The following is a 21,232-nucleotide window of genomic DNA, read 5'->3' as shown; positions in this document are numbered from 1 at the left end:
AAATATTTTTGCCAACGCACGGGCAAACAACAAAAAAATCAACCTTATTCAGGATGTATTATCTTCATCAACCAATAACAGGATTATTAACTAAAACCAGTCAACTTTTTTCAGGACGGGTCAGTAATTCTGTTGTACTGTGGTTCGGGACTGGACGAATAAAGCCCAGCTTGAGTACTTAATATTTAACTTTATCAAAAAGCCAAGCAGCGGTTCCGGGTGGACGAATATAAAATTCCCATCTTCACAAAGCGCTAATCTGTTAATTGCAAAGCTTAAACAGACAACAAAGCATCATACAGGCAAACATGAAAAAACTAATCATCCTTGCTGCAGTGACATTGTTTTCATTGACTTCAGTTGGACAATCTAATCCTGAAGATTTAATCAACACATTCTTTAAAGAATATGCGAAGTCCCCAGGCAAAGCCGTAGAAGACATTTACGCAACAAATCCATGGACTATTAGAATAAAGGACGGTATTGAAACAATGAAAAATGAGGTTAATAAATACACCGTTGATTATGTTGGAAAATATTATGGTTATGAACTTATAACGAAAAAGCAGTTTTCAGAGAGTTTTATTCTTTATTCATATATGATAAAATATGACAGACAACCAATGAGATTTATCTTCAAATTATATAAACCAAATGATAAGTGGACATTGTTCTCATTTAAAATTGACAGCGACTTGGATGATGAAATAGAACAGGCAGCTAAACTCTATTATTTAAACCTGGATAAAGAAAAGTAGTTTTACCGCTAACAGCGCATTGCCAAAAATGGGGGCGTACAAACATGGGCTGAACAACAGAATTTTAATAATCTTATGTTTCCGGGGCTACAAGATTGCCTTATGCAGGTACAAAAGTAGCCAGGGACGAAAAAGGGATAGAGATTGGTGTATCGCATATATGCAAACCTGAACTGCACGTAACCTGGCTGATGGCTTTTTGGAAGGAGTTGGAAAGTGCCTTATGTTTTTTGGTTCATCGATGGTACAGACCTGCAACAGGTTTAGAAGCCATAAAAATTATGAGTTCAATTCTATTCAGGTAATCATTCACCCAAATTTGCACCTGTTATCAATCCTGCTTCAAAAACCGGGTTGCAGGCCATGATAACAGCCGCCGGGGCATGGTTTAATTAAACGCCTAACCGTTGCAAAAAAGATGGATAAACTACATACGATTTACTATTTTCTTGACCTGGCAGGTACTTTTGCCTTTGCGATAAGCGGTGCCACGGCAGCAAGACATCGAGGTCTTGATTTGTTTGGGATTTGCACTATTGCATATACAGTTGCCTGTGGTGGCGGTATCATCCGCGATGTTTGTATCGGAGCTATTCCACCCGCAGGCCTAACGACCTGGTATTACCTTGCTATAGCACTGGTAGCTGCAATAATGACGATTGGTTTATATCCTATCGTACAACGGCTTAACCGTCCTGTATTGCTGTTTGATGCCGCCGGCTTATCATTGTTCGCTGTTACGGGGGCGCAAAAAGCGCTTTCGTATGGCCACAACGGAGAGGTAGCCGTTCTTTTAGGAATTATGACAGCCGTTGGTGGCGGAGTATTGCGTGATATCGTGCTTAACAGGGTACCTGTTATATTGGAAAAAGAAATTTATGCATCAGCGGCTCTTATAGGTGCTTTAATTGTAGTTTTAGGAAATCATTTAAAATGGGTATCAAACGATTGGATTGCGATCATTGCATTAACTATATGTTTTACATTACGGATATTAGCGCTCCGTTATCATTGGAACCTGCCTTCTTTTTCAAATGGCAAAGCCAGCGTAGATAATTAAAACCTGCATATCCTGCTTTGCAGCCTTCGCTCACTTGTATTAAAGCCAAACCAATTGAACTAAAAACTTTGATTTTACAAATATTTTTTAAAAGGATTAATAAACAGTTTTCTGATAAAATATTCCCGTAGAATCCTGAAAAGAAAACTATCATAAGACGATTGAGCGGCCGGATATTGCCACGAAAAGAAAGATAATAATTAATAGTTTAGTATGCCTTTATTTAACACAAAGCTAAAGGACATGCAAGCAATCAATTATAAATTGCTAATGGGTAGCAGTTCCAGCAAACGGAATGCAGATTAACAACAGTAGTAATCATCAACATTGTTGACTTTATTCAAGAGCGGTTCGCGGCTCGGCAAGCCTTGTTCGTTAACATACTTCCCACCCCCTCTTACTCCGGCAGCGTACTATCAGCCACATGCAAGTAGGTGGAAGGTTGAATTTTAAACAGGTTAATATCCTCCAAGTCCTGCGTAGCAGTCATGCCAATTGCATTGATAATATCGCTGTGACCTTTATGAATGCTTACCGGTTTATCGGTGTAAAAATTACCTTTGTTCTGGTCCCACCAGAGTTCGTTGGTGCGCAGTGTATCGCCTTTAATATTAAATACTATCACACTATCCTGCAGCAATACTTTATTCTGATTTTGCATGTAGCGGCCATATCTGGCAAATAGCTGACTTTCTACCTGCGTGCTATCATTATAAAAATCAACATGCAGGGTTTTGGGAAATTCGTAAGCAGGTGTATCACTTTGTATCCGCAGCATCAGCGGAGCAATTAGTTTAGCTTTTACAACAGCCCCTTGGCTGAGATAGCTTTCTACATTCAAGGCTTCTTCCACGGCAGTTGTTCTTTTGCTAAGCGCTTCTACCTGGTGCATATCGTTTTCGCAGGCACACACAAAAAAGCAGCCTGTGAGTAAGACTGCTTTTAAAAGACGTTTATACAAAAGAACATTAGTCATACTTACGTTTGATAAACCAAATATCACTCAAAGATAAGCCGACAGAAAATTTAAAGAAGTTCTCGGTGATGTTATTAACATTTGTACCGCGCCTGCCAATCTCAAAAGCGGTATTAATAACGGTAGATTGGTTGCTGTAGCTATTGAATTTACGGGTACGGAAACCGGCGCCAAACGTAAAGGCAGTAACCTTTAAATCGTTGCCATCGGCACGTACATAATCGTTGCCGGTATAAAAACCTGCGCGGTAAATAGCATGACCAAAAAAACCACCCGACGCAGAGAAAAGTGATGGCACAAACTGCACGCCTGCACGCAGCATCCAACTGTTGGTTAGCGGCTCGCTTTTATCGGGGTAATGGTATTCATCGCCCCACTTACCTACACTTATTTCGGCGCCGGCCATCCACTTATAATCGGTGGCAATGCCCAGGAGCGATTGCTGATCCACAATCATAAAACCAGCATTGAAAGTAGTGGGTAGTACAACCTTACCATTCACATCGGGATGATACCATACCGTGTCTTGCGCTACAACAGCACCATTAGCATCGTAGGTAAATGTTTCGTTGAGTTTATCCGATGTTACATTGATGTTTTGCTTAAACATACCGGCTACTCCCAGGCGTAAGCTGTAGGTAGATTTTATTTTGCTTAAGCTGTCTGTTTTTGTACCTAATTTAATATTTACTTGTGTACCAACAGCGGCAAACAAACCTCCAAAGTTTTGCTGCTCGGCCACGTTACCACTGTTGTATCGTACACTATCGTTGAGGAAGATGGTTTTGGTAGAAATTTCTTTTCTGCCAAACAAATAACCGCCATTGGCGCCAATACTAAAGCCGCCCCAACGCTTGCCAATTCCTACAAATGCCTGATTAACGCCACCGCTGCCTTCGTACAAGTTTTCCAGCGTATCGGCAGGGATGCGTCCGGGACTTTGAATGCTGTAGTTTACGCGTGTCATAGGGCGCAAGCCGGCAACTAACCCCCAGTGTTTTTTGCTTAGCGGTAACCCAATAAGTATATAAGAAGGAATAAAATTAGCTGAATTGTATTTTAATACCGGGTTGACGCTGTGCAGTGTACGCGAATCAATGCTTGTACCTACATCAAACGTAACCATACCGCCATTGTTATAAGAACGTATATCGCCGTAAGTGGCAGGGTTATCGGCATTGAGCGTCTGACCGTCGTTGTACGCCGCAGTAATACCACCCATAGCACGCGAAGCAATACTTTGGTTTGGATATAAATCGCCTAAACCATACCGCGAATAAGGTGAGTTTTCCTGCGCCTGAAGTACGCTATAGATGGATAAAAAAAAAGCTGTTAATACAATATAATTAATAGTTCGCTTCACTAATAGCATACAGTCCTTTATAGATTAGATAAGGGTCTGCAAATATCTTGTTTTTGAGATGCGGGAGGAAGAATGCCATATTTCCGCCGGTTAAAAGCGCGTTAAAGTTGCTGTACCTCAAAGTATATTCATCTAAAAAGCCATCAATTTCTTTGCTCATTCCGAGTATTACGCCACTCAATAAATTAGTGCGTGTATCGTAGCCAATCAGCGGAAAATTCCAGTTGGGTTCTACCAAAGGAAGTAGTGCAGTGTGGTCGTGCATAGCTTTAAAACGCATCTCCAAACCCGGCGAAATACTACCACCCAAAAACTGGTGAAATTTATTAACGAAGTTGAACGTAATACACGAGCCTAAAGCAATGACCACATTGTGTTGCCTGGGATATAAGTCAACAGCAGCCGCCACTAATGCCAATCTATCTGCGCCTATCGTTTCGGGTTTGCCCACCGGGGTTGCGAATGGCAGTTTGCTGGCGTAAGTCAATTTGTGAAAAGCAGTATTAGCCGCTAAAATGTCTTCTATTTCGGGATTGTGATTAATAACAGAAGATAAGATGGTTTTATCGGGATGGTATTGTTGTACTAATTGATGTATGACTTCCGGCGCATCGTTGTGCAGCACTATTAAATCCTGCATGTCTTTGCCATAAAATACTGCACATTTAAGCCGTGAATTACCAAAATCGAAGCAGAGTGTTGTTTGCATAACTGGTTAATAACGGTGGCTAAATTAGGATAGGTTGCTCACAGATGAACACAGATGTTTTTATTTTTCACCGCAGATAACAGGAGTAAATATCGGTTAGGCAGCGTTTAACCTATCTCTGCGTAACCGATACGTTCTTAGCGCTCACCGTGAAAAATAAAATTGTAACTTTAAACTTCAATTGTTGTGTATGGATGTTTTGATAGAAGAATTAAAGCAAAAACCCAATTTAAAAATACTGGTCAATGAGCTCACACAGATATTACAGGAAGAAGAGCAGCGGCGTATGGAGTTTTATAATCATATTTCTGAAAGTGATAAAGCAGAGTTTATCAATGGCGAAGTAATTATGCATTCGCCGGCGAAACGGGAGCATTTAGGAGTAACTGGGTTACTATTTTCATTAATGCATTATTATGCTATTATGAAAAAGTGCGGAAGTGTGTTTACAGAAAAAGCAATGATTCAGCTTACCCGCAATAGCTACGAGCCGGATATTGTTTTCTTCAAAAAGGCGAAAGCAGATGCATTCACCCCGGGACAAATGCTGTTTCCCGCGCCCGACTTAATCGTAGAAGTTGTATCGCCTTCTACAGAAAAATACGACAGAGGTATTAAGTTTACCGATTATGCATTGCATGGCGTAAGCGAATACTGGATAGTTGATCCCGCACAGAAATCGGCAGAACAATATTTCCTGCAAGGCGATGCCTATGTGCTGGAGTTCAAAGGCAAAACAGGAAGCATTACCAGCAAAGCCATAGCAGACTTTACTATTCCTGTACAAGCTGTTTTTGACGAAACAGAAAACATGAAAGTATTGCAACAGATTATGCAAGCTTGAAAATTATCTGACCATAAGGACACGAAGAAAAAAGCTCCACAAAGATTTTCTTCTTTATTTCCTTCGTGAACCTTTGCGCTCTTTCTTTCTTCACGGTTCAAAAAAATTACAGGTCTAAGTTGAAGCCCTTCAGTTCCTTAAAATGCCCATTCAATTTTACTCTTTTACGCAGTTGTTCGGCACCGGCAATGATCGGCAATACTTTGTTGAGGTGACGTTTTAAATATTCCAACCGCTGGTCTTCGCGCAGCAAACCCAGGAGTTCGTATTCTTCATCCAGCGATAAGCCCGCATGGTGCGCAATATCATAGCTCACCAATTCTTCATCCGGCTTTTTAAAGTCTTTATCTACATTCAGTAAAATATGCAACTCGCGCAGGCTGTTCATTATTCTTTGCATCATACGCACCTGCTTTGCATCGTTATTGGCAGGATAATCTACAATAGCACCGCTGTATAGTTTATCGGGTACATTTTTAATTACTTCCAGCACACGAAAAACAGCTAATCCTTTGGTGCGAATGTCCATCTTGCCATCATCGTGCACCGCCACTATTTCGGTTATTTCTACCAGCGTACCCATTTCTGCCACTTTATTGCTCAGCACGGTAGGTATGCCAAACGATTTTTTTTCTGCAAAACATTCCTTTATCAGTTGTTTATAGCGGTCTTCAAAAATATGCAGGTTGAGCTGCTCCCCAGGGAACACCACAATTTCTAAAGGAAAAATGGGAACAAAATTAATCATAGCGACAAAGTTATAGGTAATTGCATTGTACAGTTGAACGCGTGTAATTTGTAATAATGTTAAAACAAAAATCTGCCTGTTTACAAAAATATTTGATGCTTTATACAAAGCACATGTTGCAGCTACCGATATTTACTTTATGAACCAGGTGCAACACTTATTGGAGGCGCTTCCGGCAGGCAATATACAAGCTTTATCACGTAGTATTTCTTTGGTAGAAAATGAAGTACCGGGCTATGAAGATTTGCTCTGTAATCTGCCGCTTTCCAACCAACCTGTGATTGGTATTACCGGCGCACCCGGTGCCGGCAAAAGCACGCTCACCGATGGATTGATTGAAGTAATAATCAAACAAAACAAACGCGTAGCCGTGTTATGCGTTGATCCATCTTCGCCGTTTAGCCGCGGCGCTTTACTTGGCGACCGGTTGCGGATGAATACCTGGTACAATCATCCTTCAGTGTACATACGCTCGGTGGCGAGCCGCGGTGCGCTGGGTGGCTTGTGCCCAACGGTAATAGAGATTACAGATGTACTAAAAACTGCACCATTCGATTATATTATAGTTGAAACGGTAGGCGTTGGGCAAAATGAAGTAGAAATAGCCGCCTTGGCTGATGTAACTGTTGTAATGTATGTACCGGAAGCCGGCGATGAAGTGCAAACGATGAAAGCAGGGCTTACCGAGATTGCCGACATTTTTGTAGTAAATAAGGCTGACAGACCAGGTGCACAACAGTTTAAACATAACTTACAAAAATTGGTAGCGCATCAGCAGAAGAATATAAGTGTAATAAAAACAATTGCTACGGAAAAGGAAGGAATAGAAGTATTATTTGAAGCAATACTTAAAAAAAGCAAGATACAAGCAATAAGGAGAAGAAAATAAGCTTACTTGCCGAGAGGGCTTATCAGTTAATACAACGTAGCAGAATGAAAAATATAAGCCGGGCCCTATTGGAAGAAGCTATACAACCGCAGTATGATAGTCATTTCAACATTTACCGGTTTGCAACGCAGTTTGCAGCGTACTAACTACTCTTGTATTTGTTTTTGATTCATCCACCACTTGTAACCTATAATGCCTCCAATGCTCAACGGCATAATCATCAGGTACAAAATACCGCCATTCAGGCCTTTACCCGGCCCTTCGCCCAGTTGTTGCGCCGTTTTGGTACAAATAGAGCATTGCGCCTGTACGGCAAATGCCATCCACATACCTATAAAAAGTAATAAAAATCGCTTCATCATCATCCAATAGTTTAGCATTGCAAAAATACGGCATTTATAAGTTGAAGCGGCAAAGGATTTGAAAATGAAAAGTCAATATACCGTTACTGATAATAATGATAATGACAAACTATAACCTTGCGGAATAAAGAATAAGTGTTGAAGAGTGCGACTCTATTAATGCTACCAATAGTTTTATAGTAGCACTTCAGATTGTTCCACAAACCTCTTAACGAAAGGTGGCTGCAGTGCTGCAAAAAGCATGCGCAGGAAACTACAACTTACAAACTCATCATCTCTTTAAACTTCACGGTCTGTCTCCGGCTTACTTCTATTTTTTCGCCGCCTTTCAGTTCTACCAACAAACCGCCATTGAAATAAGGTTCTATTTTTTCTATCCAACGCAGGTTGATGATGTGCTTGCGGTTGGCACGAAAAAATGTGCGCGGATCAAGGCGTTCTTCCAGCGCATTCAACGACTTAAGAATAAGTGGCTTATTATTGGCAAAAAATACTTTGGCATAGTTGCCTACACTTTCAAACAAGCGTATTTCGCCCAGCTTTACAAACCAGCAGCGCTCGCCATCTTTTACAAAAACCTGATCAAGATCGGTAAGTGGGCCACGGTTGAGGTTGTTACCAGCTGCTTCTTTGTTTATCTCGTATTGTACTTTATGAATGGCATCTGCCAGGCGCTTGGGCTCTACCGGTTTCAACAAATAATCCAGTGCATTTACTTCAAAAGCTTTCAGCGCATATTCATCATACGCGGTTGTAAACACTACATGCGGTGCACGCTCCAGCTCTTCCAGCAACTGAAAACCGGTTTTGCCGGGCATTTGTATATCAAGGAAAATCAAATCAGGATTTTGCAATTCTATTTTTTCTACGCCTTCATCTACATTAGCAGCTTCGTCAATTACTTCCACATCGGCATGATCGTGCAGCAATTTTTTCAGTTCGTTACGGGCAAGACGTTCATCATCAATAATAATAGCTTTAATAGGCATACACAATATAATTGTTAGTGTTTGATGTTGTATTTAAACCGGCAGCACAACTTTAGCTTCCACCAGGTTGCTGTCTTTATCTTTAATATCAAAAAATGCATTATCGCCAAACATCAGGTGCAGCCGGTTGATGGTACCGCTAATGCCAAAACCATCTTTAAGCGAACGCCCGTTGAGGTGACCGGTATTCTGCACAACCAGTTCGTAATGGTTATCTTTAAAATCACTCATTACCTTTATCACACCGCCTTCTTTTTGCTTGCTGATGCCATGCTTTATGGCATTTTCTACCAGTGTTTGCAGCATCATGGGTGGTACCGGCAGATCGAGCGTATCTTCATCAATATCATACTCTACGTGCAGCCGGTCTTCAAAGCGGATATGTTCCAGCGCAAGATAATCTTTTACAATACTCAGCTCGCGCTCCAGCGACGTGGTTTCTACTTTCTCGGCATACATACTGCTGCGCAAAATATTGCTCAACTCGGTAATAGCTGTACGCGCACGTTCCGGGTCTTCATCCACCAGGGCTCGAATGCTGTTAAGTGCATTAAAAATAAAGTGGGGGTTAATATGTGCCTTAATGGTCTTTAGCTCTAATTCTTTCACCAGACTTTCCAGCCGCACTTTATCCAGCTGGTCTTTGCGGCTCTTCATAATGTAGTGGTAGCTAAAATAAATCAGATTCCACATACAAAGGAAGAAAAAAGTACCTACAGCTATGCGTACCACCTTGATACCAAACGAATACTTTTTTACGGTTTCTGTTTCCAGCCCAAGCTGGCTTACCATCAGGTTATCTACAATGGAATATAAAAAAGCAAATACCAACGTAAGACTAAACAGGGTAATAATCTGCCGGGTAATAGGCAGGTTGAGCAGTCCATACTGCTGTATTACGGTGCGCATTAAATGGCTTATTACAAAGCCTTCTGCCATATACAGCAAAAGTGTGTTGTAAAAGTTTGCTTCTGTTTTAGGGCTGATAGTATAATAGAAGAATACATTTATAAGCCCATACAGGCTCCAGCCACCTATCTGGCACAACCAATATGGAGAAAGTTTACGCATGTGTATCACAAACATAAAAATAGACAACTAACTGCAAAAAACAATATTTGATTAGTGGCAATAAGCCATAGCTGTGTGGCAATAAGGAGGCAGGTTATGATATTTTTTTGCCATATAGTATGCAAAAAGCCACCAGGAGGTGGCTTTTATATTTATTTACCAGAATACTTGTTGTTTAAAATAGCTTCAATCATTACCCTTTTGCTTTTTACATAGGCGCTATTTAGATTTTTAGGATAAAATCCTGTTTCAAATTCGTCGTCCTCCGATAGGAGACATCTCCATAATCAATTAGTTAAAGTAAGAGAGCAATTTACTAAATGTAATGGCTTCGCCGTTTTCCTGTTGGTCTAAATTAACGGTGTAAAATGACTGCAAAATAAAAAAGTTAAACAGCTTCATAAACAAACAACGATACAAAGACACCTGTGTGCATCTTTGTATCGTTGCACTTTCGTGGTTCAAAAAGCTATTTACGCATCACCAACGGATAGTGATCAATAGTTTCAAACACGTTGCGCGGGTCTTGCTTCAGCAATTGTATAAATTTCGCCAGCGAATCGGCATACTGTTGTGTGCCAAACAGGCGGTCGTGCGATAATATTACTATTGCATTCGGCTCGGTGGTATATTCCTGCTCAAATCTTTTATTGATAGCATCTACCATTTCGGTAGGCGTTTGCAAAGGTGCTTTAGTTCCCGGCTTTTGATTCCATTCCAGGTCCCAGCCAATTACTTTATAACCCATGCTGTCCAGCCGATCGCGCACCAACTTAGCCGAATTTGGGCCTTTATTCAGGTCTTTTCCCACCCACGAGTTACTGCCCGGCATACGAATGATTTTCACCGGAATTTTCATTAATTGTTCCGCGTGTAAAAAGTCGTTTACCGCACTATCTGGGTGTGTATAAAAATCTTTATAGTGATCTTGCATACCATGCGAGAAGCTGTGGTTTGCCAGCAAAAACTGTGGGTATGCAGCGCGTATAGAATCAATCATACGGCGGCGTGAAGGCTCGAACATATTGAAGCCTACACCAAAAAAGGTAGCTTTTACGCCTTGTTCCTGAAAAACACGCCGGCATATATTGGTACCGGGCGGCTGCGGCGAATCGTCCCAGGTGAGGTAAATATAACGTTTGTTGGGGTCGAGTGTTATAGTATCTCCGGGTGTAGGTACTTTGGCTACTACTTTGGTAGAATCTTTACCGGCATTCTCATCTTTGCCTTTGCAACTCGTCATCAGGCTCATCACTGCTAAGCCAAGCGGTAGCATTGCGAGTCCACGCTTCAAAAAAGTATTCATTTCAAAAATTTGTTTGAGGGTAAAAGTAGGCGTTCCCATCCTTATGCGCGGATGGGTGAATATCTTATAAGCATACTTTAAGATTTTGACAGCGTTTGGAAATATGAAATAAAGAGCACGTTGCAGTTTTATCCTAAAGGCTTTTGCAAGCTTTCTTCAAATTCATTCCATATTTCTCTTACAATATGTTCTGCCGGTAACACCGCATCAATCAATGCACTTACCTGTCCTATTTCCAACTCACCGTTGTCGAGGTCGCCTTCAAACATGCCTTTCATCGCTCTGCCTTTGCCCAGCAGTTGCTGCAGTTCTTCCACCGATGCACCTTGTGCTTCCGCCTGTTGCACAGCATTGGCAAATGCATTGCGCAGCAGGCGCACCGGCACCGTTTTTTTCATCATCAGCATCGTATCGCCTTCACCGGCTTTTACAATCGCCTCTTTAAATGCTGTGTGCGCCGATGACTCGGCGCTGGCTGCAAAGCGGCTACCAATTTGTACGCCCTGCGCACCCAACACCATAGCAGCGAGCATTTGCCGGCCGGTAGCAATACCACCGGCTGCAATCACCGGAATTTTTACTGTTTTGCAAACGGCAGGAATCAATACAAAAGTGGCAGTTTCTTCGCGGCCGTTGTGCCCACCGGCTTCAAAGCCTTCGGCAACTACGGCATTGCAGCCGGCTTCTTCGGCTTTGAGAGCAAACTTGCTGCTGCTTACTACATGCGCTACGGTAATGCCGTGTTGTTGCAGCATTGCTGTATAGGTTTTAGGGTTGCCGGCCGAAGTAAAAACAATCTTTACCTCCTCCTCTATAATAGTTTGTATATGCTGCGGCGTATATTTATAAAAAAGCGGCACATTTACGCCGAAAGGTTTGTCGGTTGCTGCCTTACATTTCCGTATATGTTCTCTTAATATTTCCGGGTACATACTGCCGCTGCCAATAAGCCCTAAAGCACCGGCATTGCTTACAGCACTTGCCAGCCGCCAGCCGCTTACCCATACCATGCCTGCTTGCACAAGGGGATATTGTATGTCAAAGAGTTGGGTTATTTTATTGGAAAATGCCATAAGCTAAAGGTAAAGGCACTACAATATAGTTATTGGATAAGTAAGATTTAATATTGAATATTTGGGATAGTGCCACTTGAATACCTGATAATAATTGAAGTTTATACTTGCATGCAGGACTGCCAAGATAGAAAGCGGCAGAAGCATACAAGCAGTTTTTACAGTTACCTATTTTACAGGTAAAGTAAATATGCCAGCTAACATGTTTGTTATTAGCTTAAAAGTAATAAGCAAAAGGTAACAAATTTACCCAAAATCAATCTCTGTATTATCTCCGATATTCAAACTCCGGCTTAAGCCTTTTACAGAAGCATCGCTGCCGATTAAAGAATTATCAATCACCACTTCGTACAATGTAGTATAAGCGCCGATAATGCTGTCGCGCACGGTAGAATATTGTACCGTGGTATTAGGGCCAATAGATACATGCGGACCAATAATGGCATTCTTCAATACGCAGCCTGCACCAATGGTTACCGGCGGCACAATAATAGAGTTTTCGTTTTGCACTGTTTCGTGAATGGTGCTGCCATTCTTCTTAAGCAGCAGTGCATTGGTATCCAGCAGCGTTTCTTTACGGCCACAGTCGTACCAGGTTTTTACTTTAAAAGATTTAAACTGCACGCCGCGCCTGATCATACATTCCAGTGCATCAGTAAGGTTGTACTCGCCTAAAGTTTTTATATTTTGGGCAAATAAATGATGCAGGCATTCATACAAAAAATGCGTGTCTTTTATTTTATAAACACCTACCAGCGCCATATTGCTTTTGGGTATAGCCGGCTTTTCCACTACATGCTCAATAAAATCGTCGGTATTAATTTCTGCTACCCCAAAGCAGCGTGGGTCATCCACTTTTTTTACACCCAGCATATTGTAAGGACTGTTAATCACCTGCGGCACATCATACTCGCAAATTGTATCGCCCAGCGTTACAATTACCTCATCGCTATTAATAATATTTTTCGTAAGCTCGATGGCATGCCCGGTGCCTTGCCGCTCATTCTGATGCACAAAATGGCAATGCAGGTATGGATATGTTTGACGTACGTAATCCTCTATTTTTTCGCCTAAGTAGCCAACGATAAAGATAAACTCGTTAATGCCGGCATCATGCAACTGATCTACAATAAAGCTAAGAATGGTTTTGCCAGCTATAGGTATTAATGCCTTAGGCTGTGTATAGGTATGCGGTCGCAGCTTAGCGCCTGCACCGGCTACGGGTATTATTGCTTTCATGAATTACTTGCTCCGTTTTTTGTGTTCATACAACACAAATCTGCTCCAAACCGCAAAAGTATTAAAGAATACATGATAAATGGAAAGTGGTGTTTTGCTGAGTGCAATAATTAACCTGCCGGTAAACGCTTTAAAACGGATAACCGATAGCCAGGTTATATACAATATTGTTACGCCGCCATTCTTTACTGCCAAAGTCTATCTGGTCGAACACCCAGCCGTTACCTCTGGGATTTGCCGGCGAGTAATAAGGAATTCTTACCGGTATAGCCACATCCAGCCGCAGCACCAGAATGTTGATATCGAAGCGTAAACCGGCACCTATGCCCACGGCTATATCTTTTAAAAAATGTTTGGTAAACTGGGTTCCGGGGCGTGCGCCAGGGAGCGTACTGTCTTCTGCCTTGCGTGTCCATACATTACCGGCATCTACAAATAAGGCGCCGTTTACAATAGAAAACAACTTAGTACGATACTCCGCATTCAACTCCAGCTTTATATCACCCGGCTGATCTGCAATAAATGTATCGCGCGGGTTGCCGGCATAATAGCTGCCGGGGCCAAGCGTGCGCGAGCGGAATGCACGAATATCGCTGGTGCCGCCTGCAAAAAATTCCTTAATAAAAGGTACGCCTGGGCTGTTGCCATAGGCGTATGCTTCGCCGCCGAGGAGGCGCGTATGAAATGAACTATTTGGGCCCAATCGCAGACGATGCCTCAGCTCCAGTTCTACGCGGGCATATTGGGAGAAAGGGGTACTGAAAATCTTTTTTTGTTCGCCTTTTTTATAGTTGGCACCTGTAATCAATCCTAATAAATTACCCGATAAATCGAGGTTACCATTAAAGTAAAAATTGTGCTTTTTGTTTATATTAGTAGGCTTGTTTAAAGTATTAAAATTATAGTTGTAATTAGAGCCAATAATGAACTGTTTTTCTATGCTGCGGCGTAGCAGGACATTAGTGTCCAAGCCTTTTTGAAACTCGGGGGTAATGTGCGCCGGTTGCACCGAGTTGATATTGATGACATTCAACTGGTGCTCCGATTTTACATTCTCTTTCCATACATAACCAAAGCTGCCGCGTATGGACGTAAGCAGGTATTGTGTGTTGCGGTTAAACAGTTCGTAAGCTGCCGTTACTTTAGTTTGTGGCACATAACCACTGTTGGTACGGAAGCGGAATGGCGCGATAATGCGCGGCACATACAAATTGCCTTCTACACCAGTACGACGGGTGCTCACATTGATGCCGCCGGATATTTGCTGCTCGATGCCTGCATAAGCCGAAATAGTAAGTAGTTCGGCACCTTTAAACAGGTTACGGTTGCGCCAGCTAAGGGTAATCTCGCCGCCGGTTGCGTTATTAGACTTTGTAAGCCCCGATACCTGCGCCCGCAACGATTTTGGCAACGTTGGTGTAAGATAATAATAAGCATTCAGCAAGCTATCTGAACCCGGCGTTGGTTCAAAACGGGCTTTTACAAACTTATAAACACCCAACGTAGTAAGGCGACTGAGCGAAAGATTATGATCGCGCCGCCTGTACAAATCACCGGAATCGAATACCAGCGTACGGCTGAATATTTTGGGGTTAAAACGGTGATGTGGATCTACAATAAAATAACCACCGTATTTTTTAGCACCTGCTATGCTGCTGTCGCTGCTGATGTCGTAATCGGCATATACAATTACACTGTCAATGTGATACGGTCGCCTGGCGCCTTCAGGTGTGCTTTCCTTTACGTGCATAGCAATATCCACCTGGTGATTACCAACGGTAGAATCCACTTCGGCAATAAGATAATCGGGATTAAAGTAATAAAAACCCCGGTCTTTCAAGCGGTCATCTATGCGTTGGCGTTCAGCCATCACTACATCGAGGTCGTAGGGTGCGCCTTCTTTAAACAGCGAACGTCTGAGGGCCCGCTTACTGTTCCTGCCTTGCATGCGCCTGCTGAGTATGCTGGAGTCCTGCGGAAAGCTAATGTTGCGTATCGTATATTGATGACCAATGTACGCATTGTAAACAGCGGTTAATTTTTTATGCTGAATATTGGTATCGAGTGTTACCGTATCATGAAAATAGCCCCGGTTTTCCAGCCAGTTCTGCATTACCTCACGGTTCTTTTCCAGCACACTGTACGAGGCAATTACCGGCGGTTCGCCCAATTTATATTTAATAAAATAACGCAACCCTTTGCCTTTAGGAGTATCTACACTGTTGTACAGCGACAGCTTGATACGCGCACCTAAAATTTTGGAGTTAGGCTTTGGCCTCACCAGGTCGTGCAAATCACCGGCAAGCGATTTGCTGTTTTTCTTTTTTATAGCAGGGTCTGCCTTTATATTCACCTTGGCGCCTACAAACAGATTAGTGCCGGTGGGCAAATACTTTGTATTGTCGCACGCTGTCAGCAACATCATCATGCCCGCAATTAAAAAATAAATAGGTCTGTAATTCATGTAATCGTGTTCGTATTCCTGATGTGTTTACTACTAATATTTACTGTTCAGGCATTCGCCAATAATTTCATTCAGCCAAATAGATTCGTGCTTTTTTATTTAAATGCTAATTGTTTTAAATTATATCAGCATTGTAAACTTTGCTGCATGATGCAGTTTTTTACATCAATGCTGGGCAACCCGGCTTCTTTTTACTTACATATAAAACCAAACTCTTTCAATTTCTACACCATGCTTTTAGCAATGTTTATTGCTGTTGTTTATCAATATCAGCATTCTTATTTTTTTCTGTTGGCTTGTCAATGCTGTTGTCTGCTTTTTCCTGTTCTTTGTTCGCTTTTCTTGCTTCCTTCCGTGATTGTCTTATGCGCTTGCGAATGACTTTTACCTCTTTACGATTTTCAAATAATTCTTTCAGTTTGTTATAATCAAACGTTAGGATAAAGCTGACACCTGTTTCAACTACCTGGCCTTCTATTACGCCTTCATAATCGTTGCGGCGGTACACACGCAGCAGGTAGCGACCATCTCTACTCAACTGGTAGTCTACAGATACATCGCCGGCAATGGTGCTGGGTGCACGGTTGCTGCCCGAAGGATTTTCGATGGCAAAATTGCTACCTACATTCACCTTTATCCTGTCGTTCAGCAATTTTTTGCTTACGCCTACATTCAGATTGGTGCTGTTTTGCGCGGTGCCGGTGGAATAGTCTTGTCCGCTCTCCAGGTCGAAGTTGAGGTCAACGCCTTTGATAAGGTTACCGGCCATTTTATTTAATTGCTCGCTCAACAGGCGGCTTGCGCTGGAGCGTACACTGGCTTCTATACCGCCACCGCCGCCGGAGCTTTCAAGTGGGTTTTCCTGCACAAAACGGCCGAGCAGCAAGAGTGCAAATACCTGTTTGTTTAGTTCCGACTCATCGGTTCGTACCTGCTGCAGCTTGGTATCTACTTCGGGCCAGCGGGTCAGTTCTTCTTCCGGCAGTGTAATGTCAAATGTAATAATTGGCTTCAGCAATTCGCCGGTCATGTGCAGCAATACCTTAAAGGGCAGCTTTTCTTTATACCGCGTTATCTCTGCTTCGGACCTGCCTGAAAGTGAAGATTCCATTAAATCTATTGGTGGCGTATCGGCAAGATAAGAAGCGGTTATATCAATGTTTGCTGATGTTGGGTCGCCTGTCCAGGTAAGTGTGCTGCCTTGTTCAATATCAAACTTTTTCTTTAATACACTCAGCGACATATTATAAGAACCATCGGACACGGTGTAAGTACCAGTGAGACTTACTTTACCACTACGGTCTATACCGCCGGCAAGGTCTGAAGCACCCCGTATGGTAAGTGAATCGCCGTTTCTTTCGTCTATGATTACTGTAAAATTGGCTAAACTGTCGGTTTCGATATTGGCACTTACATCCAATCCGGTCATCGCGCTTTTAGCCGCAATAGAATCAAGAATAGCCAGTTTCTGTTCCGTTTGCTCAGGATGGTCTTTATCTACAAAAATAACCACCCCTTCGCGACTCACTACCTCCGGGTCGTTGCTGGGCAGCACCAGCGTGAAATCGGTTTCTTTATTCACCCGCAGGGTACCATCTATCTTAGGTGTGGTCATGCTGCCGGTTACGTCTATATCAGCATCAATATTCATGGTGCCATAAAACAACTGGTCGGTTTTCTTAGGTGTATTTACTGCCTGAAAATTGAGTGCATTAAGGTTGAGATCAAAAGTGTAATTTTTGAAATCGGTAGTGAGGATATCGCCATTCAGGATAGCAGTATTGTTGCGCGTATCGCGCATGGTAAATTCATTAAAATGAATACCCTGATTATCTATATCAATGTTTTCGTTGGGCAAGGTAAGGCGTTCGCCGGTAATAGCCGGTATCACAAAAGCACTATCAAAATTCAAAGTACCGTTTACCGAAGGCCGGTTGATAGTGCCGGTGATGGTTGCATTGCCTTTAAGCGCGCCACCTATATCGGTTAACTGCCCTGCTGCAAACGGCTTTACAATAGCCAGGTTGAGGCGGTTCAAAGCCAACTGCAAATCCATACGGCTTTCGCCGGTGTAGTATTTACCATTGAGCTGTACATCGGTATTGTTACCTTGTATAGTTACATTGGCAGCATAGGTATTGGCTTCCTGATTGTTTACTTTTACAGCGATATTACCAATAGTATCTCTTTTATAAATCACATTATCAATCCGCAGGTCCGAAGTAAAAAAAGGGCTCTTCATTACATTGCTTACCAGGGCATTGCCATTGATAGCGCCTTCGAGTAAGAGCGAATCCTGGTGTGCCATCTTTGTAAGTGTAGCAATCTGGAAGTTGTTAAATTCAACACGAATAGGTGCGTCAAACTGTTGCGGCGTACTGTTGATAGTGAGTGATTGACCATTTTGGCTTAACGAAAAATTATTGACCAGAATACCGGCAACAGAATCGTACCTTATAAAATTGTTTTCACCCACATCCCACGGCTGATAATCGAGCAGCAGGCTATCCTTCAGGCTAAATTGAACGCCGTTTTTTATTTGGTTGAGCAAGCCGCCCAATGTAAACTGTGTTTTATCATTTAAATCTTTTGTATTAGCATTAAAATCTAACGAATTGTTTGCAATACCGGCGTTGAGTGCAGTATTATAAAGCTTGAAAGTACCATTGATGAGCTTATCAAAGTTTGCTGTCACATCCAGCTTTTCAGCGTTGGTTTGCGCCATCACATTAAGGCTGTCAATCTGCAGTTGATTCATTATTATCATCCTGTCTTGCAGCGACAATTTTAAATCGTTTGCGGTACTGTTAAAAGCAACATGTAATGCCAGTGAATCGCTGCCCTTGAGCGTAGGCACAAACTGTAGCAACATACCCCTTGGAACAACACTGCCATTCAGTTCCCAGTTTTGTGGTGCAAATGGTTGCGGCTTAAAACCGGGCAGATTGTAATACTGATTGATAGTCTGCTGCAATGCGGTACCTATTTCAGTCAGTTTATATTGACCAACTAAATTCAGGTTAATAGGGTTGGACTGTAAAACAATGCTTTTTTGTTGTGCATTGGCATCAGCTATCAGTGAAAGACTATCTGCATAATAAGTATTGGTGCCTTGCGTAATTATCAAATCATTTAAATATACAGAACCAATAAGTGAATCAATGTTACTTACCGGCACATCAGCCATAACATGACCATGAAAAGCCATTGTATCAGTTACCAGGTGCAGGGCATGAAGATCAATTGTATCCACCAGCAAATCCAGTTTTACTGCTGGATATTTTGGTTTTATATCTGCCGTTGCATCGAGGTTGAGCGTAATGTTGGGATCGTTCATGTTGCTGTTGATAACAGCCACGCCATTACTCAACGTACCATTCAAATCAAGGTCGTGATAATTATACCCTTTTACCTGTGCTGATAATACGCGTAACGCATACCTGATATTAGCCGTTTTCAGGTTAGTGCCGGTACCACTCACATTAGCATCGAACGAGATGATACCGACATTTTTTTCCTGTTTTAGTAAGTAGCCTGCATCCAGCCGGTTAACAACGGCCTTTACACTATAGGGTTTGCTGGGGTGCATGCCACCTGATACATCAATATTGCCCCTGTTGGTGCGCAGGGCAAGTTGGGTGTTGAAGTCCTTCGCATTTCCTCTAAAATATCCTTTCAAAAACAAATTATCGGGCAAGCGGAAATTGGCTAATTCCTTTGATGGAATGAACGGCAGCAAATCAGCTTTTGTAGAGCGTATCTGATTGATGTCAATATCCATGTATGCTGTGCTGGCATTGGGCAATCCCTTTATTCTGCCCGACAAATCTACTACCGTATTGCCATAGCCACTTATATCAAATACAGGGATGGATAAATCTTTTACATACCCCTTTACTATTGTATTTAACTTCAGCACTGCATTCTCCCTGCCACGCATGTTGCGCTTGAAAGTAGGCATAAAAGTGATAATATCTTTTACACCAATTTGCGAGTTGGTAAGATCAATATTAAGATACATATTACCCGGCTGTTTGGAGATAGCATCGAGCGATGGCCAGGTTGCAATAATTTTGTTTTGCAGTGTTGTTTTATCGGTTTGTAATACAAAATTGGTAAGGCTTGCGCCAGTATCGCTATATACAAAATCTGTTTGCAGCTTGCGTAAATCAAACCCGCTTTGTTCTTTAAAAGAAATCTGGCGAATATTGCCTGCATATACCGATGGCGTAAATGCAAGGCTATCCCCCTGAATCGTAAGCGAATCAATATGCAGATGGCTGAAATCAATACCTTCTGGTGCTTTGGGATTGGCATTGTTGTCGAATGCAAACGTATTGTTGTTGAAGCTTACCGTACCAATTTCAAACTTCCACGGATTCTTTAATTGCTCGCCCGTTTGCTGCGCCACCACTTCCTTAGTGTATTGCGCTTCTTCAGTTTTGCCCAATACAACTTTAGCCCTTGTATTGTTGAGTGCAATGTCTTTTAGCTTTATATGCAATTGCGTTATATCAAGCGTATCGGGATGGGTAATTAATTCGCCCAAATTCAAATCGGTATAGAGCGCCGATACGTCATTTTTATAATTAAAATTAATATTTCGCAGGCTAAGGCTGCCAAGGTTAATGACGGGCGCCTCGGGTGATTCAGCAGGATTCTGAGGACCGCTGTATGAAGTATCTTCCTGCACCAACGGTTTGTATTGGTAAATGCGGGTGTTGATGTTGGCAATATCAATACTGGGAATGCCATACACCTGGTGATCAAGATCGAACTTGTTGATATGTGTTTCAAAATTGCCGAGGCTGAAATACACATCGTTGCCGGTATTATCGTCTTTAAAAGTAGCTACAATGTTGTGCAGTACAATTTTATCTAAATGAAACTGCAGGTTGCTGGTAGTATCTTTTTGGGTGGTATCTTTTTGTTCACTGGCAAAGGCTTTTACAATATACTCATAGTTAAAAGCGGTATCGGGTTGCATGCGGTAAATATTGGCTCTTATGCCATCGAGCCCAATATAATCCACATTCACTTCGTTGCTTAATAACTTGAATAAGGCAATATCCACGCGTATTTCCTTACCTGCCAACAACGTGTCTTTGTGCTGGTCTTCAAAATAAATATTAGATAAAACAATACGCTCCGGAAAGTCAATACGCAGCTTGCCAATGGATACTTTGGTTCCGATTTTTTTCTCCAGAAATGCAACTGCCTTGTTTTTTGCAAAGTTTTGCACAGCCGGTATTTGTATTGCAACAAACACCAGCAACACCAGGAAAATAACGATTCCCACTATCCAGCCTAATATGACTAAAATTCTTTTTACAATACGATTCAAAACATTGCAGCTTTAGTTATTAACGCTCTCTTTGCGC

General features: G+C 42.1%; 16 protein-coding genes. 4 read left to right on the top strand and 12 right to left on the bottom strand.

The window, feature by feature from the left end:
* The first annotated feature begins 308 nt into the window (after nt 1-308).
* Together FC093_RS12865 and FC093_RS12855 are read left to right on the top strand one after the other, a co-directional pair.
* Nucleotides 309-758 carry a hypothetical protein gene (locus tag FC093_RS12865; protein WP_137262194.1) on the top strand — a complete coding sequence of 150 codons (450 nt, stop codon included), beginning with the start codon at nt 309-311 and terminating at the stop codon, nt 756-758.
* A 418-nt stretch (nt 759-1,176) separates the two neighbouring features.
* Complete coding sequence (locus FC093_RS12855) at nt 1,177-1,818, top strand: trimeric intracellular cation channel family protein (RefSeq protein WP_137262193.1); 642 nt, start codon at nt 1,177-1,179, stop codon at nt 1,816-1,818.
* Nucleotides 1,819-2,215: 397 nt separating this feature from the next.
* Here the strand turns inward: FC093_RS12855 and lptC are convergent, their stop codons facing one another.
* Genes lptC through FC093_RS12840 form a run of 3 tightly spaced genes read right to left on the bottom strand, consistent with a single transcriptional unit; the run spans nt 2,216 to nt 4,866 of the window.
* Entirely contained in the window at nt 2,216-2,794 is a 579-nt protein-coding gene (gene lptC, locus FC093_RS12850; RefSeq protein WP_137262192.1) for an LPS export ABC transporter periplasmic protein LptC, read from the bottom strand.
* Nucleotides 2,787-4,166: a hypothetical protein gene (locus FC093_RS12845; RefSeq protein ID WP_137262191.1), complete on the bottom strand. Its 1,380-nt coding sequence runs from the start codon at nt 4,164-4,166 to the stop codon at nt 2,787-2,789. Before FC093_RS12845 ends, lptC begins: the two co-directional genes overlap by 8 nt.
* Nucleotides 4,141-4,866 carry a type III pantothenate kinase gene (locus FC093_RS12840; RefSeq protein WP_137262190.1) on the bottom strand — a complete coding sequence of 242 codons (726 nt, stop codon included), beginning with the start codon at nt 4,864-4,866 and terminating at the stop codon, nt 4,141-4,143. Before FC093_RS12840 ends, FC093_RS12845 begins: the two co-directional genes overlap by 26 nt.
* Before the next feature lie 190 nt (nt 4,867-5,056).
* On the opposite strand from FC093_RS12840, the gene FC093_RS12835 reads away from it, so the two are divergent.
* Nucleotides 5,057-5,710 (top strand): Uma2 family endonuclease, encoded by a 654-nt coding sequence (locus tag FC093_RS12835; protein WP_137262189.1) that lies wholly within the window; start codon nt 5,057-5,059, stop codon nt 5,708-5,710.
* 106 nt (nt 5,711-5,816) lie between these two features.
* Here the strand turns inward: FC093_RS12835 and FC093_RS12830 are convergent, their stop codons facing one another.
* Nucleotides 5,817-6,458: an LON peptidase substrate-binding domain-containing protein gene (locus tag FC093_RS12830; protein WP_137262188.1), complete on the bottom strand. Its 642-nt coding sequence runs from the start codon at nt 6,456-6,458 to the stop codon at nt 5,817-5,819.
* Between the two features lie 139 nt (nt 6,459-6,597).
* Here FC093_RS12830 and meaB point away from each other — a divergent pair, with 139 nt between their 5' ends.
* On the top strand, nt 6,598-7,347 hold the full coding sequence (gene meaB, locus FC093_RS12825; protein WP_240743287.1) for a methylmalonyl Co-A mutase-associated GTPase MeaB: 750 nt from the start codon (nt 6,598-6,600) through the stop codon (nt 7,345-7,347).
* A gap of 146 nt (nt 7,348-7,493) precedes the next feature.
* Here meaB and FC093_RS12820 read toward each other — a convergent pair whose 3' ends face one another.
* From FC093_RS12820 to FC093_RS12780, 8 genes are all read right to left on the bottom strand, one after another.
* The gene (locus FC093_RS12820) at nt 7,494-7,727 is read right to left on the bottom strand and encodes a hypothetical protein (RefSeq protein ID WP_240743286.1); all 234 of its coding nucleotides are present in this window, start codon (nt 7,725-7,727) and stop codon (nt 7,494-7,496) included.
* A gap of 242 nt (nt 7,728-7,969) precedes the next feature.
* Nucleotides 7,970-8,698 carry a LytR/AlgR family response regulator transcription factor gene (locus tag FC093_RS12815; protein WP_206106565.1) on the bottom strand — a complete coding sequence of 243 codons (729 nt, stop codon included), beginning with the start codon at nt 8,696-8,698 and terminating at the stop codon, nt 7,970-7,972.
* A gap of 33 nt (nt 8,699-8,731) precedes the next feature.
* A complete protein-coding gene (locus FC093_RS12810; protein ID WP_137262187.1) occupies nt 8,732-9,769 on the bottom strand; it encodes a sensor histidine kinase in 1,038 nt (345 codons plus the stop codon).
* Between the two features lie 469 nt (nt 9,770-10,238).
* Complete coding sequence (locus FC093_RS12805) at nt 10,239-11,075, bottom strand: polysaccharide deacetylase family protein (protein WP_170971079.1); 837 nt, start codon at nt 11,073-11,075, stop codon at nt 10,239-10,241.
* 128 nt (nt 11,076-11,203) lie between these two features.
* The gene (locus FC093_RS12800; protein ID WP_137262185.1) at nt 11,204-12,148 is read right to left on the bottom strand and encodes an NAD(P)H-dependent flavin oxidoreductase; all 945 of its coding nucleotides are present in this window, start codon (nt 12,146-12,148) and stop codon (nt 11,204-11,206) included.
* Between the two features lie 246 nt (nt 12,149-12,394).
* A complete protein-coding gene (locus FC093_RS12795) occupies nt 12,395-13,387 on the bottom strand; it encodes a sugar nucleotidyltransferase (RefSeq protein WP_137262184.1) in 993 nt (330 codons plus the stop codon).
* 130 nt (nt 13,388-13,517) lie between these two features.
* Nucleotides 13,518-15,851: a translocation and assembly module lipoprotein TamL gene (gene tamL, locus FC093_RS12790; RefSeq protein ID WP_137262183.1), complete on the bottom strand. Its 2,334-nt coding sequence runs from the start codon at nt 15,849-15,851 to the stop codon at nt 13,518-13,520.
* A 247-nt stretch (nt 15,852-16,098) separates the two neighbouring features.
* Complete coding sequence (locus FC093_RS12780; protein WP_137262182.1) at nt 16,099-21,195, bottom strand: translocation/assembly module TamB domain-containing protein; 5,097 nt, start codon at nt 21,193-21,195, stop codon at nt 16,099-16,101.
* Between the last annotated feature and the right edge of the window lie 37 nt (nt 21,196-21,232).

Source organism: Ilyomonas limi, from assembly GCF_005233845.1.
In the GTDB taxonomy this organism is placed as follows: Bacteria; Bacteroidota; Bacteroidia; order Chitinophagales; family Chitinophagaceae; genus Ilyomonas; species Ilyomonas limi.
Note: the sequence above shows the minus strand (reverse complement) of the source record. Positions and strands in the feature narration are given on the sequence as shown.

Coding starts and splice junctions, on each gene's coding strand:
- FC093_RS12835 (WP_137262189.1), top strand. CDS start 5,057: ATGGATGTTTTGATAGAAGAATTAAAGCAAAAACCCAATTTAAAAATA.
- FC093_RS12830 (WP_137262188.1), bottom strand. CDS start 6,458: ATGATTAATTTTGTTCCCATTTTTCCTTTAGAAATTGTGGTGTTCCCT.
- FC093_RS12810 (WP_137262187.1), bottom strand. CDS start 9,769: ATGCGTAAACTTTCTCCATATTGGTTGTGCCAGATAGGTGGCTGGAGC.
- meaB (WP_240743287.1), top strand. CDS start 6,598: ATGAACCAGGTGCAACACTTATTGGAGGCGCTTCCGGCAGGCAATATA.
- FC093_RS12800 (WP_137262185.1), bottom strand. CDS start 12,148: ATGGCATTTTCCAATAAAATAACCCAACTCTTTGACATACAATATCCC.
- FC093_RS12805 (WP_170971079.1), bottom strand. CDS start 11,075: ATGAATACTTTTTTGAAGCGTGGACTCGCAATGCTACCGCTTGGCTTA.
- tamL (WP_137262183.1), bottom strand. CDS start 15,851: ATGAATTACAGACCTATTTATTTTTTAATTGCGGGCATGATGATGTTG.
- FC093_RS12845 (WP_137262191.1), bottom strand. CDS start 4,166: ATGCTATTAGTGAAGCGAACTATTAATTATATTGTATTAACAGCTTTT.
- FC093_RS12820 (WP_240743286.1), bottom strand. CDS start 7,727: ATGCTAAACTATTGGATGATGATGAAGCGATTTTTATTACTTTTTATA.
- lptC (WP_137262192.1), bottom strand. CDS start 2,794: ATGACTAATGTTCTTTTGTATAAACGTCTTTTAAAAGCAGTCTTACTC.
- FC093_RS12815 (WP_206106565.1), bottom strand. CDS start 8,698: ATGCCTATTAAAGCTATTATTATTGATGATGAACGTCTTGCCCGTAAC.
- FC093_RS12865 (WP_137262194.1), top strand. CDS start 309: ATGAAAAAACTAATCATCCTTGCTGCAGTGACATTGTTTTCATTGACT.
- FC093_RS12795 (WP_137262184.1), bottom strand. CDS start 13,387: ATGAAAGCAATAATACCCGTAGCCGGTGCAGGCGCTAAGCTGCGACCG.
- FC093_RS12840 (WP_137262190.1), bottom strand. CDS start 4,866: ATGCAAACAACACTCTGCTTCGATTTTGGTAATTCACGGCTTAAATGT.
- FC093_RS12855 (WP_137262193.1), top strand. CDS start 1,177: ATGGATAAACTACATACGATTTACTATTTTCTTGACCTGGCAGGTACT.